16 protein-coding genes are annotated in these 16,193 nt (G+C 42.3%); 8 read left to right on the plus strand and 8 right to left on the minus strand.

The window, feature by feature from the left end; translation table 11 throughout:
* Nucleotide 1: 1 nt before the first annotated feature.
* The 4 genes from V6E90_RS16090 to V6E90_RS16105 all read right to left on the minus strand — a co-directional run bounded on the left by V6E90_RS16090 (nucleotide 2) and on the right by V6E90_RS16105 (nucleotide 5,893).
* Complete coding sequence (locus V6E90_RS16090) at nucleotides 2-613, minus strand: LysE family translocator (protein WP_332605881.1); 612 nt, start codon at nucleotides 611-613, stop codon at nucleotides 2-4.
* Between the two features lie 118 nt (nucleotides 614-731).
* Nucleotides 732-1,607: an Hsp33 family molecular chaperone HslO gene (gene hslO, locus V6E90_RS16095; protein ID WP_016542360.1), complete on the minus strand. Its 876-nt coding sequence runs from the start codon at nucleotides 1,605-1,607 to the stop codon at nucleotides 732-734.
* Between the two features lie 117 nt (nucleotides 1,608-1,724).
* Nucleotides 1,725-3,545 carry a cation:proton antiporter domain-containing protein gene (locus tag V6E90_RS16100; protein WP_332605882.1) on the minus strand — a complete coding sequence of 607 codons (1,821 nt, stop codon included), beginning with the start codon at nucleotides 3,543-3,545 and terminating at the stop codon, nucleotides 1,725-1,727.
* Between the two features lie 122 nt (nucleotides 3,546-3,667).
* Nucleotides 3,668-5,893, minus strand: a complete 2,226-nt coding sequence (locus tag V6E90_RS16105) for a primosomal protein N' (protein WP_442881265.1) — start codon at nucleotides 5,891-5,893, stop codon at nucleotides 3,668-3,670.
* A 159-nt stretch (nucleotides 5,894-6,052) separates the two neighbouring features.
* Here V6E90_RS16105 and gspF point away from each other — a divergent pair, with 159 nt between their 5' ends.
* The 3 genes from gspF (at nucleotide 6,053) to V6E90_RS16120 (ending at nucleotide 8,406) form a co-directional block, all read left to right on the plus strand.
* The gene (gene gspF, locus V6E90_RS16110; protein ID WP_016542363.1) at nucleotides 6,053-7,258 is read left to right on the plus strand and encodes a type II secretion system inner membrane protein GspF; all 1,206 of its coding nucleotides are present in this window, start codon (nucleotides 6,053-6,055) and stop codon (nucleotides 7,256-7,258) included.
* On the plus strand, nucleotides 7,258-7,800 hold the full coding sequence (gene gspG, locus V6E90_RS16115; RefSeq protein ID WP_032865799.1) for a type II secretion system major pseudopilin GspG: 543 nt from the start codon (nucleotides 7,258-7,260) through the stop codon (nucleotides 7,798-7,800). Before gspF ends, gspG begins: the two co-directional genes overlap by 1 nt.
* Before the next feature lie 261 nt (nucleotides 7,801-8,061).
* Nucleotides 8,062-8,406: a hypothetical protein gene (locus V6E90_RS16120; protein WP_023270887.1), complete on the plus strand. Its 345-nt coding sequence runs from the start codon at nucleotides 8,062-8,064 to the stop codon at nucleotides 8,404-8,406.
* 56 nt (nucleotides 8,407-8,462) lie between these two features.
* Here V6E90_RS16120 and V6E90_RS16125 read toward each other — a convergent pair whose 3' ends face one another.
* Nucleotides 8,463-8,726, minus strand: coding sequence for a DUF2798 domain-containing protein (locus tag V6E90_RS16125; protein ID WP_016660484.1), 264 nt, complete (start codon nucleotides 8,724-8,726; stop codon nucleotides 8,463-8,465).
* Between the two features lie 244 nt (nucleotides 8,727-8,970).
* On the opposite strand from V6E90_RS16125, the gene V6E90_RS16130 reads away from it, so the two are divergent.
* Entirely contained in the window at nucleotides 8,971-9,309 is a 339-nt protein-coding gene (locus V6E90_RS16130) for a tRNA-binding protein (protein ID WP_023270886.1), read from the plus strand.
* 1 nt (nucleotide 9,310) lies between these two features.
* Here V6E90_RS16130 and lnt read toward each other — a convergent pair whose 3' ends face one another.
* A complete protein-coding gene (lnt, locus tag V6E90_RS16135; protein WP_332605883.1) occupies nucleotides 9,311-10,870 on the minus strand; it encodes an apolipoprotein N-acyltransferase in 1,560 nt (519 codons plus the stop codon).
* Nucleotides 10,867-11,706, minus strand: coding sequence for an HlyC/CorC family transporter (locus V6E90_RS16140; protein ID WP_004656129.1), 840 nt, complete (start codon nucleotides 11,704-11,706; stop codon nucleotides 10,867-10,869). Before V6E90_RS16140 ends, lnt begins: the two co-directional genes overlap by 4 nt.
* Nucleotides 11,707-11,881: 175 nt before the next feature.
* Here V6E90_RS16140 and tusA point away from each other — a divergent pair, with 175 nt between their 5' ends.
* From tusA to V6E90_RS16155, 3 genes are read left to right on the plus strand one after another with little or no spacing between them, the layout of a single operon-like run.
* Nucleotides 11,882-12,139: a sulfurtransferase TusA gene (tusA, locus tag V6E90_RS16145; protein ID WP_332605884.1), complete on the plus strand. Its 258-nt coding sequence runs from the start codon at nucleotides 11,882-11,884 to the stop codon at nucleotides 12,137-12,139.
* 40 nt (nucleotides 12,140-12,179) lie between these two features.
* On the plus strand, nucleotides 12,180-12,728 hold the full coding sequence (locus V6E90_RS16150; protein ID WP_065343660.1) for a hypothetical protein: 549 nt from the start codon (nucleotides 12,180-12,182) through the stop codon (nucleotides 12,726-12,728).
* Nucleotides 12,729-12,742: 14 nt separating this feature from the next.
* Complete coding sequence (locus V6E90_RS16155; protein ID WP_332605885.1) at nucleotides 12,743-13,573, plus strand: nucleotidyl transferase AbiEii/AbiGii toxin family protein; 831 nt, start codon at nucleotides 12,743-12,745, stop codon at nucleotides 13,571-13,573.
* Nucleotides 13,574-13,626: 53 nt separating this feature from the next.
* Here the strand turns inward: V6E90_RS16155 and V6E90_RS16160 are convergent, their stop codons facing one another.
* Complete coding sequence (locus V6E90_RS16160; protein WP_065343662.1) at nucleotides 13,627-15,339, minus strand: electron transfer flavoprotein-ubiquinone oxidoreductase; 1,713 nt, start codon at nucleotides 15,337-15,339, stop codon at nucleotides 13,627-13,629.
* Nucleotides 15,340-15,526: 187 nt separating this feature from the next.
* Here V6E90_RS16160 and V6E90_RS16165 point away from each other — a divergent pair, with 187 nt between their 5' ends.
* Nucleotides 15,527-16,150, plus strand: a complete 624-nt coding sequence (locus V6E90_RS16165) for a DUF1285 domain-containing protein (protein ID WP_251116229.1) — start codon at nucleotides 15,527-15,529, stop codon at nucleotides 16,148-16,150.
* Nucleotides 16,151-16,193: the final 43 nt, after the last annotated feature.

The raw sequence follows: 16,193 nt of genomic DNA on the forward strand, positions 1-16,193 counted from the left end.
ACTAGAGAAAAGTATCAACCAGACCATAGAGTGCAATTAATACTAGCAGGACACCACACAGGCCTAGAATCTTAGGATAAATACTACTTTGAGAAAGGCTGCGGAAGAACAGATAGACCAAAGACAGGGTGAGGAAATCCAAAATAATCCAAGTCACCGTCAGTAGACTTAAACTGAAATTGATGTTCGGTGAGATGTGAATAAACTGCGGGAAAAATGCCGAAAAGAAGATAATATCTTTCGGATTGGAAATTCCCACCAGAAAGCCTTTTTTAAAGCCACCGCTTTGTGCAGATACGGTTTGAATGGCGGTTGGATGTGGTGCCTGAAACACTTCTTTAATGATGCTATAGCCCAGATAGGCAATATAGAGACAGCCTAATATCCGAATGGCTTTGAGGTAGTTTTCATCAATAGTAAGAAAACCTTTGAGAATGAGTACGGAAATAAAAATCAGGATTAAAGAGGCGAAGTTGGTTCCAAAAATCGTCTCTAGTGCCTTTTTATAGCCACCCTTAAGACCAGCACTGGCAACTAAAATCATCACAGGACCAGGGGTCGCAATCAGCACAATCACACTGATGATAAACAGTAAATATTCGAAGTAATTCATAAGGCAAAGTTAGAGTCTATGTTATTGGGAGATTTGAGCATTGTTTTATCGCATAGACCTTAATACAAAATAAAAAAAGACGGAAGCCCGTCTTTTTTATTTTTTAACATTTGGTCAATTAACTTAAATGTTCACCGAACAAACCCAAAGCTTCTTCTGCGGTAAATTCATAACGGGTATTACAGAACTGACAATCCATCTGGATTGGGTTTTGAGCTTCCAGTGTTTCATGAACTGCAGTCACACCGATTTGGATCAAGGCATTGGCACAACGTTCTTTAGAGCAGGTACAGCCAAACTTTAATTGTTCAACTTCAGGTAAGCGCACTTCTTCTTCGTTATACAAACGATAAAGAATTTCATTGGCTGAAAGATCTGTCAGTTCTTCTGGTTTTAAGGTTTCAGTCAACATGGTCAAACGAGGCCATAGATCTTCGTCTACCATTTTTTGCTCTTCTTCATCGTTACGAGGAAGGAGCTGAATCAATAAACCACCTGAACGTTGCTGATTGGTAGCCAGAACGATATGTGTCGGAATCTGTGCCGATAAATCGTAGTATTGGGTCAAGCAACCTGCCAAGGTTGGTTGATCAAGCGGTACGATCCCCTGATAACGTTCGCCGTGTTCAGGCTCAATATTGATGAACAATACTGGATTGCTAAGCGCAGCAAGCACAGTACGGCTGTCTGTACCTTCGACAAAACGAGGATCTTCTTCGTAATCAGCCAAGGCACGAACTTCACCTAAATGGTTGCATTCGGCCATGGCCCATTTGAAGGTACCGGTCGCTTGAATCTGTAAGCTAATACGGCCATGAATCTTGAGCGTGCTGGCAAGTAAGGCCGTTGCACTGAGCATTTCACCCAAGAGGCTTTGTACCGCAGGCATATATTCACGTTGCGCCAAAATGGTTTGAAGCGCTTCTTCCAAATGAACCACTTCACCGCGAACAGGACAGTCTTCGATAAAAAAGCGTTGGCGTAAATCAGACATATTTTTCTCCAGTACCCCTCTAGGGGGAAACAAAGCAATAGCTTGCTTTGAAAAGCACTTCGGGCTTTATAAAAAGGTGCATGTATGCAGTCAATAATGGTGTCAGTTTGCTAAAACTCAAGATGCTTCATTGGGTGAATTTGCATCACTTTGTGTGTTTTGATCATTGCTCACACGATCTATATGCAAAGTTTTTGTATGTGCAAATAAATACTCTAGTTCGGCTATAGCATTTGGATAGCTTTCAATCATGTCTTGTTGATCGTGTGTCCAGTGTTGCTGTATCAGCAGTCGTTGATCTTCCTGTTTGAATTGCCTCATCTGCATTTCTGCTTCATCGCTGGAAAGACCCGTTTCAATCAAGGCCTGCTGCGCCATATTTAACGATGAAGCATAAGTTTCACGCCAAATCTGTGAGATGCCTAAACCATGCAGTAAATGGGCATGGTGACGGTCACGAGCACGGACTAAAAGCGTTAAATCTGGGTAGTTTAAACGCAGGTGCCGCGCCAGATTCATACTGTCTTCAACATCATCAATCGCAACGATCAGTAATTTACAATATTCGATTCCTGCAGCACGTAGGTTTTCGACTTGAGTCACATCGGCATCAATAAAACGATGCCCGTATTGTTCAATAAAATCAGCATCAGGTTGGTTGCTATCGATCACATTAAAGTGTTTACCCTGTGCATGTAAAGCGCGTGCGATGACTTGTCCAAAACGACCAAATCCAATGATGAGAATTGGATGTTGTGGAACATCGGCATCAACCACCGCGATTTTACTCTTTTGTAGCATGGGCAAAATTTTTCGATCAAATAATTCGTATAGGAGCGGAGTGAAAAGCATCGACCCGAATATAATGAGAAAGGCTGGTTCTAATAAGTCTTTGCCGAGTAAATTTTCGCTTTCTGCCAGCTTGAGTAGAATAAAACTAAATTCACCACTTTGTGCCAAGGTGATTGCAAAGCGAGTACTGAGTTTGGCATGGCGTTGTTGGTAATAGCTGATCGCGCCAATCACAGCGGCCTTGATCAAGATCAAAGCAAAGATTGAAGCCAGAATCAGCAGTGGTGTTTTAGTTAAAGGCGCCAATGAAAGGCCCAAGCCAATCGCCAGAAAAAATAAGCCTGTTGCTGCATCTTTAAAAGGGTCGAGAATACGTTCAACTTCAGTTTTAAATTCGGTTTCTGCGAGTAGCAAGCCTGCTAAAAATGCAGCAATCAAGACATGAATATTGAGAATATCCATGATCAGGATCACAGCAAGCAGTACCAATAAGCTGAGCGCAGGAATGAGATGAATACTATTTTTATGCGCTAAAAAACGGAATGCAGGTCGAACCAAATAACGGCTGGCGAGGAACAGGCCTGAAATAGTGGCAATGATTGCAGCAAAATAAGCAATCCCATGACGGGTTGAGGCCGTGTCTTCCAATAAAGGAAAAAGTGCAATCAGAAGGACGGCAATAAAAGCCTGAAACTGTAAAGTCGCCAGCGATGCTTGCCCTAATTTATGATTGAGCTGTTGTTTTTGTTGGAGTAGTTGTTGTGGGAGAATGACCGCAGAGAGCGCTAAAGCAGATCCAAGTATCAGACTAATCAGCAGCTGATGAAACAGGATGAAACATGCTCCAACCAGCAGGATAGTGGTGACCAGATATTGTAAACCACTATTTTTTAAGATGCCTCTGCGCTCTGCCCAGAGTTGTAGAGGGCGAAAAGCAAACCCAATAAAGAACATCACCGCAATCATACCAACATGCAGTAATTGCTGGATCAGGTGCGGGTCTTCAATCAAACCAGAAACACTGGAACCAAGTAAAAGCCCTGCAATGAGATAACCCAAAACAGTGGTGGAGGCATAGCGTTTTGTCAAAGGAACAAAAATTAAAGCCGCAGCCAGTAAAAAAATAATCGGGAGCAGTAAAGACATTGAATGCCTCAATTTTTCTATTCTGTCTAGACTAACTTAAATGAGGCACCTATAAAAATATGATCTGCAAAGATGATATTCTGAAATGCTACTGGTCATTTGAATCAGTGTACGCTTAGCTTTTAACTAAACTCTTGTGGATCAACATCAATCGAAAGTCTGAGTAGATGCTGACGTGGTAAATGTACCACTTGTTGCCACCATTGACGTAAATAAAAATGCAGTTTGGCGCGATCAGGCGACAAAATCACCATATGCGCACGATAACGTCCTGCTTTACGTTCCATCGGTGCAGGAATGGGACCCCATATATCCACGGTATCGCCCGCCATTGCTCTCAGCTGTTGGGCAATATCAGCTAAGAATTGTTGGCTATAGTCGCGATCTTTAGATTCAACCCGAACCAATACCGCATAGCGATAGGGTGGAAGGAGTGCGATTTTGCGATCAGCCAGCATTTGTTTGGCAACAGTGCGGTAGTCATGCTCAATTAGGGTAGTCAGCATCGGGTGATCAGGGCGCAGACTTTGTAAATAGACACTGCCTTTATGCTCGCCGCGACCAGCACGGCCGGCGACCTGTACAATCAGTTGTGCGGTTCGTTCAGGCGCACGTGGGTCAACACTGAGCAGTCCGGCATCAATATCTAAAATCGCAACGAGGGTCACATGCGGGAAATGATGCCCTTTGGCCAGCATTTGCGTACCCAACAAAATGCTCGGCTTATTTTGCTGAATGCGATCATAGATCTTTTGCCAGCTCCCTACTCGACTGGTACTGTCCCGATCGACCCGAATTACCTCATTGTGAGGAAACAATTCTTGTAAATGTTCTTCAAGTTTTGCTGTTCCTGCTCCAAGGGTTTTTAAGCTTTGTTTCTGACAGGCAGGACAATGATCAGGCAGGCGATTGATGGTGCCGCAATGATGACAATGCAAATAATGGTAGGGCTGTGAATGCAAAGTAAAATGCGCATCGCAATGTGGGCAGTTGGCTTGCCAACCACAACTTTCACACATCAGGATCGGCGCATAACCACGTCGATTTAAAAAGATCAGCACCTGTTCTTTACGTTCTAAAGTATGTTTGATCTGTTCGATGAGCGTTTGGCTGAGACCATGCTTCTTTTTTGCGACTTTTAAATCCACCACATACATTTTCGGCAGTACAGCGACGCCTGCACGCTGATTCAACTCAAGCAGATGTAATTTGCCCGATTCCACCAAGTGATAACTGTCAATACTTGGGGTGGCTGAACCGAGAATAACAGGACAGTTCTGTAAATGACCACGATATAAAGCCACATCACGGGTATGGTAACGAAAACCTTCTTGCTGCTTAAAGGAGAGATCATGTTCCTCATCTAGAATGATTAAGCCTAGATGCGGCAGTGGGGTATAGATTGCAGAGCGTGTACCAATAATAATGGAAGCTTTGCCCGTTTGTGCATGTTGCCATGCCTGTAAACGTTTTGAGTCATTTAAGCCTGAGTGCAGTAAGGCCACATCACAATGAAAACGTGACTTAAAACGAGCAACCGTTTGCGGGGTTAGACCAATTTCAGGCACCAGTACCAATACTTGTTTGCCTTGTTTTAACACCTCATGCATGACTTGCAAATAAACTTCAGTTTTGCCACTACCGGTCAAACCATCGAGTAAAAATGCCTGATAGTGATGCTGTGCTTTGAGGATCTGTTGAATTGCTTTCTTTTGATCTTCGTTGGGTGTCAAAGGGACTTGTGCCAGTTGCACAGGCGTTGGGGTGAAATCATGCGGTTCTAGACAGCATTCAACCAAGCCCTTTTTTTCTAATGCCTTTAAAGTTGAGGTTTCTACACCACTGAGATTGAGCACATTCTCCGTAGCACCGTGTGGATGAAGCTTTAAAACCTGATAAGCATCATATTGTTTTTGTGAACGTTTTAATAAGGCATTGGGGTCATCATGCGGAGTGATTTTCCATAGATGAAACAGGATATCCAAGGCACGCCCTTGTCTTAATAAGGTGGGCAAGGCACTTTGCATCACCTCACCAATCGGGAATTGGTAATATTGTGCAGACCATGTCAACAAAGTTAAAACTTGTTGATCTAGAATGGCTTCTTCATCGAGCAGTTCAGTAATCGCTTTAAGTTTGAATTGGCCTGTAAATGTTTCGTTAGGATCTACTTTTTCAGTAATGATTCCTACGAGGTTTTGCCGCCCAAAAGAAATCGCAACGCGTGCACCGATTTGCGCCTGCGCATATTGCTCAGCACTGACCGTGTAGTCAAATGTGTCATACACATAGACGGGTATCGCGACTCGAATACGGTAGAGAATAGCGTTAGAATTTTGGCTAGGCATATCGGCTTCATTCATGTGTAAAATGGCATGACTGTATGTCATATAATTATGCTAAAGTGCTGTGCAATATGTCGATGAATTTCTTGCGGAACAAGGTTCCTCATCCCATACACGGATGCAACTTAACGACTACTATTTTGGGACAATTAGAACAGAACCATGCCTGCTTATCAATTTACAGCTATTGATGCTTCTGGAAAGCAACATAAAGGTGTGCTGGAAGGGGATTCCGCACGCCAAATTCGCCAACAGTTACGTGATAAAGCATGGACACCGATTGCGGTCGATGCGGTTGAGCAAAAAGACAAACAACAACAGCGTTCATGGTTTAAAAAAAGCTTTAGTGCCTATGATCTGGCTTTGATGACCCGTCAGCTTTCAGTTTTGGTCGCTGCGGGAATTCCACTTGAAGAAGCACTGCGTGCAGTGAGTAAACAAAGTGAAAAATCACATGTCCAAAACTTATTAATCGCCGTACGATCCAAGGTTTTGGAAGGACACTCACTGGCGAAAAGTATGCAGCAGTCGGGGCGATTTCCTGAACTGTATATTGCAACTGTTGCTGCGGGTGAGCGTTCAGGTCATCTTGATCTGATTCTAGATCAACTGTCCGACTACACCGAAAACCGTTTTGCTATGCAGAAGAAAGTGCAGGGCGCGATGATCTATCCGATTGTACTGATGCTGATGTCTTTTGGGATTGTGATGGGCCTGATGACCTACGTCGTGCCTGAAATTGTCAAAACCTTTGAACAAAGCAAAGAAGCCTTGCCTTGGATTACAGTTGCTTTGATGAAAGCCAGTGCCTTTATTCGACATACGTGGTTGGGCATGCTTATTCTGGCCTTTATCGCGGTGATCTTGTTTACCCGTTTTTTAAGAACCACGGCAGGACATTATGCATTTGACCGATTAACGCTCAGATTGCCACTATTTGGTAAACTTTCGCGTGGTATAAATGCGGCACGTTTTGCCAGCACCTTGTCGATTCTGACCCGTTCTGGCGTACCTTTGGTTGAAGCCTTGCGAATTGGGGCGGAAGTCAGTAATAACTGGGTAATTCGTGATGCCATTGAAGTGGCGATGGAGCGTGTAACAGAAGGTGGTAATTTGGCAACGCAATTGGAGCGTTGCGGTTATTTCCCCCCAATGATGGTACAAATGATTCGAAGCGGTGAAGCATCAGGCGAGCTAGATCGTATGTTGGATCGTGCATCCACCATGCAAGATCGTGAGGTGACCACCTTTATTTCCACATTACTGGCTTTACTTGAACCTTTGATGCTGATTTTTATGGCAGCAATTGTATTGGTGATTGTGATTGCGGTAATGTTGCCAATTATTAATATGAACAATATGATTTGATGAGTGACATGATAGAGATGAATATGAATAACTCAATGAATAAGCACAATGTTGAACAAAGCTTGAATCCTTGCACTCGAAGCATAGCCTCTTCTCTTGCGGCACGTTCGAGCGTTGCTCGAATGAATCGTGCCTCAGGATTTACACTCATTGAAGTGATGGTTGTTATTGTAATTTTAGGTGTTCTGGCTGCATTGATCGTTCCGAACGTGATGGGGCGTGGTGAAAAGGCCAAAGTGGATACCACCAGTATTACTTTAAAAGGTGTTGCGGGTGCGTTGGATCAGTATAAGCTAGACAATGGTCGTTACCCATCGATGCAGGATGGTGGTTTGGATGCGTTGGTGAATCAACCTGCTTCTGCGAAAAACTGGTTGCCAGGTGGTTATGTCAAAGGTGGTTATCCAAAAGACAGTTGGGAAAATGATTTACAGTATGTGATCCCAGGGCGTGAAGGTCGTGCATTTGATTTATATTCGTTTGGTGCGGATGGTAAAGAAGGTGGCGAAGGCAATGATGCCGATATTTATTATCAGCCATAATGATGAAATAAAATATCACTTCACTTTTTGAATTAAATAAATCTAGAGTGAAGTGATAATGTTTCTTAATTATAAATAACAAGCTAAAATTTTGAAAAATATAAAATAAATAAAATATTGAATATGTGAGAGTTATAATAAGAATTATTCCCATATTTAATAGTTACAAGAAAAAGAAATTATGCAGAAAAATAGACTTCTTCTTTAGATCAAAGCTTTGCATAATAAATTCAGACCATTGAAATAAGATGTGGAGATCAGATGAAAGCATTTTTTGTGTTGGATGAACTGAATCAGTTTCATTGGGCAATGCTTAAATCTGTATTGCTCATCTTAAGTTTATTGCCTTTTAGTGAAGGTGCATTAAGTTTGTGGCAAGCTTCAGAAGGAAGCAGCCAAATCATGATTGGTTTTTTTGCATTGAGTATGTTGAGTGCATGGTTTGTATTGTGTTTTCTCAGTGCCTTAAAAACCAGTGTCTGGAATAACCACGAGCTAATTTCTAAATATGAGCAGCTTGTGTTTAAAGCCTATCGCTATATTCCGATGCTGTTTTTATCCAGTCTGGTGGCGTATTTATCGGTGCAATTGTCGATTAATTTCTAAGCCTATATTGTGAATAAAAACGTAGACCAAAGATCTACGTTTTTTATGGTCTGCAGTTAAACTGGTCGAACCAAGAGCAGGGTTAACTTGCGCACGACAGGCAAGACCAAGAGCAGCACAGGGAAAGCAATTAGCCATGAAATTCCCCACGCGGACATCCACGTTGCGAAAGAGAACTGCTCAAAGCCCATACTTCTCAGTGTACTTATACAAGACACGATGAAAGTCATAATAATGGATAAAAAGAAGGGTAAAACAATGGATGCGTAACGATTTGGAATTTTCTGAAAATTAAAAGTAGAAGATTTTGAATTCTGCATTTTTGACTCCGTAAACCAACAAACGCCAGTGCCTTATCCAAGATAAAAATATCTAGATAAAATAGCTCCAAGCCTTGTTGGAGATATGTTGGCACGTTGATTGACGTAAACGTTTACGGCTTTATAATCAGCACAATTAATTTAGCATGAAGTCGCTAAATAGAAAATAAAAATAAGCGTATTTATTGAGTTGGATAGATTCGCTATGCTGCAACTGGGCTTAAAAGAGCAAAAAGGAAAAAGCATGCAACAGATCGAATGGAATGATTTTACTAAGGTTGAATTACGTGTGGGTAGAATCATTCAAGCGGAAGTGTTTCAACAAGCGCGAAAACCCGCTTATATTTTGCAGGTAGATTTTGGTGAAGAACTGGGGATCAGAAAATCCAGTGCGCAAATTACCAAGCTATATCAACCTGAAGATTTGCTTGGAAAACTGGTGGTTGCTGTGGTGAATTTCCCGAAAAAGCAGATTGGGCCGATTCAGTCTGAATGTCTGGTGACGGGTTTTCATAATGCAGACGGGGATGTCGCGCTTTGTGTCCCAGAGTTTGATGTTCCTCTGGGCACAAAGTTACTGTAATTTATCGACGGGATTTGAAGCTAATATCAACTTTACGCGGACGATAGATCCAGCCTACGATCAATAAAAGCAATGATAAAATTAAGATCGGGTAATCGCTTAGGCGGTTATACAGCGTTTGCCCTTGCATGGCAGGTAATTCGCCACGTAATACGGCTTCTTGATCTATTGGTGCTTGTTTTACGATATGACCATGCTGATCAATAAATGCAGTCACACCTGTATTGGTGGCGCGAATAAACCAACGACCATTTTCCTTGGCTCGCATCTGTACCATTTGCAGATGTTGCCAAGGTCCAGCCGTCCCCGTGAACCATGCATCATTCGACACAGTAATTAAGAAGTCACTATTTGATGCATTGCGACGGGTCAGGTTGGGATAAGCCACTTCATAGCAAATGGCTGCAGCCAATGCATGGCCTTTCACCATTAAAGGTTTCTGATAGGCCTCACCACGTGAAAAACCACTCATGCTGACATCATTTTGAAGGGCAGGTAATACCCATTTCAGCGCACCTGATAACGGAATATATTCACCAAAAGGCACTAAACGTTGCTTCTTATACAAACCCGATGAATCACTACCCGATGCCATAATACTGTTGTAATACAACGGCTCGCCGACTTGTTGTGATTTAGGTAGATCCCAATAAGGAATACCTGTGACCCAAGCGGTATCGGTTTTCTTTGCTTGCGCGGCCATCGCATCCAAGAATTCTGGAATATCAGTCTGGAACATCGGAATAGATGACTCAGGCCAGACGATCAGATCACGACCCCATTCAGCACGAGTCAGTGTGGCGTAAATCTCTAAGGTTTTGATCTGGTATTCGGTGAGCCATTTCAAGTCTTGCGGAATATTGCCCTGAACCAAGGAAACGCTGAGTGGTTTGGCTGCTTTCGGTTGAACGAATTGAATCAATCCAGCGCCCCAAGCACCCAGTATCAGTAGGGCAGAAGGAATTGCCCAGAACCAGCGACGATTTAGAATCTCAACTAAAGCACAGGCCAACACAATCACGACGAATGAAACGGCATAAACGCCAAATAACGGCGCATAGCCATCGAGCAGACGTTCAGTGAAGGCATAGCCTGCAAACAACCATGGGAAACCAGTGAACACCCATGTCTTGGCCCATTCAAAGAGTACCCAAAGTGGCGCGAAAGTCAGCGGTGTCTCAGGGAAGAAGCGCCGATACAGCCAAGTTTGGAAGGCTGTAAATAGACCCATCGCAGCCGCCATAAAAGCAATCATCAAAATGCTTAAAAAGGCATTGGTATCGCCATAGGTATGGATAGAGGTGAATAGCCAAAAAGCACCGACGAACCATAAACCAAAACCATAAGCCCAACCCAGTGCAAAGGCTTGGCGTGGACTACGTTGACGTAATACTGCATACAATAATGCAGGCGATAAAATCGCGAGCCACCAAAAATAATAGGGTGCTAAGGCAAAACTAAAGATTGCACCTGAAATCAGTGCAATCAAAAGGGGAAATATAAAAGGAAGCTGAGTGTGTGCTTGAGATGGATTTAGCAGCTTCTCAAAATAGGTTCTCATTGACGGACAGCTCGAATCAGATGAATAGTGCGTGCATCTGCTTCAATAATGGTAAATTGCCAATCTCCAAGTTCAATGGTTTGACCTTGTAAATCGCTCACTAAACCAATCTCTTGCAGCAGTAAGCCGCCCATAGTTTCAACTTCATCGTCAGAAAAATCTGCATCTAAAATAGTGTTGAAGTGTTCGATTGGTGTAAGTGCCTGCACTATCCAAGTATTGGCTGTGGTTGGGTCATTGTCTGGTACGATATACAGTGCTTCTTCATCTGCAATATCGTGCTCATCTTCAATTTCGCCCACAATCTCTTCAAGAATGTCTTCGAGGGTAACCAAACCCGAGGTTGAGCCATATTCATCAATCACGATGGCAATATGGGTCTGGGTATTTTTTAACATGCGTAGCACTTGGTCTGAGCGTGCACTTTCAGGCACGAAAACAGGCTGACGCATCAATGAACGAATATCGACTTTGACATTGCGCTCGGTTAAAAATGGCAAAAGATCTTTCGCCAATAAGATGCCGACCACATTGTCACTTTGATCTGCTGAAAATACAGGGAAGCGTGAATGTGCCGAATCAATCAGTACATGCAGAATATCAAGTAATTGATCGTCTTCCTGTAAGCTGATAATCGCTGTACGCGGTGTCATGACTTCTCGAATCTTGGTTGCTGGCAGATCGAGAACACCCTCAAGCATAGCAACAGTATCTGGCTCTAAAAAGCGACGTGAGTCTTGAACTAACTTGAGTAATTCATCGCGGGTTTCAGGTGCGGTGCCTAACCATTTTCTTAAGCCACGCATACCCCACGACGGACTGGATTCCTCGACCATGATCTTTCCTAAAGACTCTCTATATCAATTAGATGATTTTCATCATACCGAAGATAAAGCGGATATGCATCAATAAAACTATGTAAAAAACGTACAGTTTTTCAAAATGCTGCTGATGATTTTCATCTGAGCGGTTTATGCTAAAATATGACAATTCGAATATTTGAGTTTAATGATGTCTGAACAACCCAAACTTCCCGCTGTTCAAATTAATACGCGAGGTTTACGTTGCCCTGAACCGGTGATGATGCTGCATCAAGCTATTCGCAAAGCCAAGTCAGGTGATGTTGTTGAGGTGCTTGCCACAGATCCGTCTACCTCATGGGATATTCCAAAATTTTGTATGCATCTCGGACACGAGTTGGTATTAAACGAAGAAAGTTTGGATGAAAACAGCAATACGGAATATCGTTATCTAGTGCAGAAAGGGTGAATTTATTAGCGCTAATGAAAGGCAACTGTTTGAGGTTCATTTGACCGTTGATGTCAAGAATTCTACGGTTTTGCATCAACGATTTTTAACATTATGTCAGCAAATACAAGCGAAAGCCTTAGAAATTGTATTGGCGCAAGGGACCTACCCCAAGCAAATGATGTTTTCAAAAATAATCACTACGAGTCATTTGCAAGAATTATTTGTTTTCATTAATCAGTGGATTCGTTTATTTCAAGCACATCACCTTGATGTGCTCAGAACAAAAATAGAAATACCGCTGCATTCAAATTATTTGAATCATATTCAATATTATGAGTGGCATGCATTGATTGAATATCATCATGTAGAGCAACTACAGCGGCTTTGCCACGATCATGGCGCTCATCTTTCTTATAATGCTTTAAAATGGCAGCCAAAATTTCGTTTTATTACGTTAAGGGAATCTCACTCAATAGTACATTATCGAGCGCGAGTTGGTCGGTTGAGACAAGCTTTGATTGATCAAAAATATACGCCACACAAAGAAATTCATGAAAGTTGCATCTATGATTCTAATGATGCACTGGATCAAGGTTGGTTGATTTAAAATCTGAGAAGAATATGAATAAACTAAAAATGATGGCCTATGAGGGGCTCATTCGCCGTTTTGCGTTAAGCCACACCTATTTTCCTTTTGTACTGAAAGGGAGTTTTTTGACACGGCAGTATTTTCCTAAGCATATTCACCGAAAGCCTATAGATTTAGATTGGGTATGTTTAAAGCCCTTATTGGATAAAAGAGGTGTTCAAGCTCATTTAAATGATTGGATGCATTATCTAACCACGGTTCAGCTTGATGACGGTATTCGCTATGACGTTTTTCCTATAGATTCATATTGGTGGGAGCTGGATTATGTGATGTCAGAGGATTTTCCAACAGTGAGTACCGCTTTCCATGCTTGGGTTAATGAGCAGATGGTCGAGATTGAAGTTGATGTTTCATTTAATTTGGATGTGAGTGATAGTAAATTAAATTTGAATTATCAGCCGTTAGTAGGGCCGAGTTTTAAGCTGAAGCAAACACCATCGTTAGCAACTCAAATTGCATGGAAATTGCATCAATGTATAGTAAATCCCCGATATAAAGATATTTTTGATTTAACGTGGTTGCTTCAACATGCCGAATTTAAGGAAAATATAGAGGCGCAGATTCAGGCAATTGAGGTGTTAAGCGCTGAGTGCCATCGTGATGAAATTATATTGACCGAGTATCTTAGAAAAAATCAGCTGATCTTTGCCGAAGCTCGACGAAAATTAAGTCGGCACTGGGAGATTGAAAGGAATAATTTTAATTTTGTTGATTTACAGGATATACCTAAAGACTTTAATACATTTTGGAATCAATTTACTTTTGCGTTAATCCAGACTGATGTGTTAGATCTAATCGATTAAAAAAGCGAAGCATAAAAAAACCAAGCCGAAGCTTGGTTTTTTTATATTCTTTATTACATATTCGGATAGTTCGGACCACCGCCGCCTTCAGGCGTTACCCACGTAATGTTTTGTGATGGGTCTTTGATATCACAAGTCTTACAGTGGACACAGTTGGCTGCGTTGATTTGGAAGCGTTTAGAACCATCATCATTTTCCATGATTTCATAAACACCAGCAGGGCAGTAGCGTTGAGCTGGCTCATCCCATTTTGGTAAGTTCACGTTCACTGGAATTGACGGATCAGTTAACTTCAAGTGCGCAGGTTGGTTTTCTTCATGTACGGTATTTGAGATAAAGACTGAAGATAAACGGTCAAAAGTCAACTTGCCATCTGGTTTTGGATAGTTTGGTTTAAACGTTGAAGCATCCACCGTTTTAAGCACGGCAAAGTCTTGTTTAAGATCATGCAACGTGAATGGCACTTTAAAGATGTTTTGATCGATAAAGTTAAATGCACCACCAATCCATTGACCGAACTTATGCATTGCTGGACCAAAGTTACGCGAGCTATATAACTCTTCTTTTAACCAAGAATTGTTATATTTATCGGTATAAGCAGTGAGCTCTTTGTCAAAGTGGTCTTCGCCTTCAAGTACACGTGCAATGGCAAGATCACCACCTTTGGCAACACCCGCAGCAATCGCTTCAAACACTGCTTCACCACACAACATGCCTGATTTCATTGCGGTGTGTGAGCCTTTGATTTTTGAGAAGTTCAAGAAACCAGCATCATCACCAATCAAGCAACCGCCCGGGAAGGTAAGTTTAGGTAAAGCATTAAAGCCGCCTTTCACCACAGCACGTGCGCCGTAAGAAATACGTTTGCCACCTTCAAGGAATTGCTTGATGGTTGGGTGTGTTTTCCAACGTTGCATTTCCATGAATGGATACATGTGCGGATTTTCATACGATAAATCGACGATCATGCCCATGGTAACTTGGTTATTTTCTGCGTGATATAACCACCAACCACCAGTAGAACCTGTTTCAGATAAAGGCCAACCTGCACCATGCATCACTAAACCTGGTTTGTGTTTTGCAGGGTCGATTTCCCAAAGTTCTTTGATCCCGATACCGTAATGTTGCGGATCAGCATCTTTGTCGAGATTAAATTTTGCGATTAGGCGTTTACCGAGGTGACCACGGCAGCCTTCGGCAAATAAGGTATATTTGGCATGTAGCTCATAACCAGGCGTGAAGTTATGCGTTGGCTCACCATTTTTGCCAATCCCCATATCACCTGTTTGGATGCCTTTTACCGTACCGTCTTCATGATAAAGCACTTCAGCAGCAGCAAAGCCCGGGAAGATTGAAACTTCAAGTTCTTCCGCTTTTTGACCTAACCAACGAACCACGTTACCAAGGGAAACTACATAGTTTCCATCGTTGTGCATTGACTTTGGTACCATCCAATGCGGCATTTTTTGTGCTTTGCTATCAGACAATAAGAAATATGTTTCGTCGCCCGTTACAGGTACATTGAGAGGTGCGCCTTCTTCTTTCCAGTTCGGAAATAATTCGTTCATGGCACGTGGTTCAAGTACAGCACCAGAAAGGATATGCGCACCTACTTCAGAGCCTTTTTCAACAACACAAACAGAAAGATCAGGCAGGTTGTTTTCAATCGCTAATTGACGAATTTTAATCGCAGCAGATAAACCCGAAGGTCCTGCGCCTACGATCACTACGTCAAACTCCATCGCTTCACGTTCGATGTGTTCCATGTAGGACTCCTCATATTTTTAGGGGTGGCAACCGTAATATTGCGATTCGGTGCTGCCATGAGTGTTCTGAATTGCCAAACACAAATGATAGTATTGTGCTTGCAAACGTTTGGGATAGTATAGTTTTAATCCTTGATCTCGCCAATTGGCTGAGTGGTCATATTTTCTCGTCAGCAAGGCATAAACTATGATAAATGAAAATGATTCTCCACAAAGCTCTTTACAAAATAAGGGAAAAATCGTGTTTTCTGATGATAAAAACTTAATGGACATTGCACAATACATAAAAGATGTACAGCAAAGTCACAAAAGGTCAATTCCCCCTTTAGAGCAATGGCACCCAAAGCATTGCGGCAAAATGGATCTACGTGTAAAAGCCAATGGCGAATGGTGGCACGAAGGTCAATTGGTCAAACGCCAAGCGCTTCTGGACCTGTTTACCAAGGTGCTCTGGAAAGAGGATGGCAAATTCTACCTCAAAACCCCTGTTGAACAGATCGAAATCGAGGTTGAAGATGAGCCTTTATTGATCAATCAGGTTGATCAGGTCGAGCTTGAAGGGAACACTTATTTACAGCTGACCACATGCAATCAGGATGTGGTGATTGTCGATGAAGCGCATCCGATTTTTATGCGCAAATATCAGGGGGAGTTAAGGCCCTATGTGCATGTTCGATTCGGGATCAATGCCCTGATCCAGCGGCAGAGTTTTTATCATCTCGTCAACTACGGCAGTTTGTCTGAAAATGCACAAGGCGAGACGGTTTTAACACTAAAAAGTGGTGATTTGATCTTGCATTTGAGCACCTGAGGTTTAAGCTTAAACCAGTGAATAACCGAATATCCGTGCGTAT

The organism is Acinetobacter sp. ESBL14 (genome assembly GCF_036668815.1).
In the GTDB taxonomy this organism is placed as follows: Bacteria; Pseudomonadota; Gammaproteobacteria; order Pseudomonadales; family Moraxellaceae; genus Acinetobacter; species Acinetobacter gyllenbergii.

Excerpts from the sequence above, each read along its gene's own strand:
- V6E90_RS16090 (WP_332605881.1), bottom strand. The coding sequence starts at position 613 with ATGAATTACTTCGAATATTTACTGTTTATCATCAGTGTGATTGTGCTG.
- hslO (WP_016542360.1), bottom strand. The coding sequence starts at position 1,607 with ATGTCTGATTTACGCCAACGCTTTTTTATCGAAGACTGTCCTGTTCGC.
- V6E90_RS16100 (WP_332605882.1), bottom strand. The coding sequence starts at position 3,545 with ATGTCTTTACTGCTCCCGATTATTTTTTTACTGGCTGCGGCTTTAATT.
- V6E90_RS16105 (WP_442881265.1), bottom strand. The coding sequence starts at position 5,893 with ATGCCTAGCCAAAATTCTAACGCTATTCTCTACCGTATTCGAGTCGCG.
- gspF (WP_016542363.1), top strand. The coding sequence starts at position 6,053 with ATGCCTGCTTATCAATTTACAGCTATTGATGCTTCTGGAAAGCAACAT.
- gspG (WP_032865799.1), top strand. The coding sequence starts at position 7,258 with ATGAGTGACATGATAGAGATGAATATGAATAACTCAATGAATAAGCAC.
- V6E90_RS16120 (WP_023270887.1), top strand. The coding sequence starts at position 8,062 with ATGAAAGCATTTTTTGTGTTGGATGAACTGAATCAGTTTCATTGGGCA.
- V6E90_RS16125 (WP_016660484.1), bottom strand. The coding sequence starts at position 8,726 with ATGCAGAATTCAAAATCTTCTACTTTTAATTTTCAGAAAATTCCAAAT.
- V6E90_RS16130 (WP_023270886.1), top strand. The coding sequence starts at position 8,971 with ATGCAACAGATCGAATGGAATGATTTTACTAAGGTTGAATTACGTGTG.
- lnt (WP_332605883.1), bottom strand. The coding sequence starts at position 10,870 with ATGAGAACCTATTTTGAGAAGCTGCTAAATCCATCTCAAGCACACACT.
- V6E90_RS16140 (WP_004656129.1), bottom strand. The coding sequence starts at position 11,706 with ATGGTCGAGGAATCCAGTCCGTCGTGGGGTATGCGTGGCTTAAGAAAA.
- tusA (WP_332605884.1), top strand. The coding sequence starts at position 11,882 with ATGTCTGAACAACCCAAACTTCCCGCTGTTCAAATTAATACGCGAGGT.
- V6E90_RS16155 (WP_332605885.1), top strand. The coding sequence starts at position 12,743 with ATGAATAAACTAAAAATGATGGCCTATGAGGGGCTCATTCGCCGTTTT.
- V6E90_RS16160 (WP_065343662.1), bottom strand. The coding sequence starts at position 15,339 with ATGGAACACATCGAACGTGAAGCGATGGAGTTTGACGTAGTGATCGTA.
- V6E90_RS16165 (WP_251116229.1), top strand. The coding sequence starts at position 15,527 with ATGATAAATGAAAATGATTCTCCACAAAGCTCTTTACAAAATAAGGGA.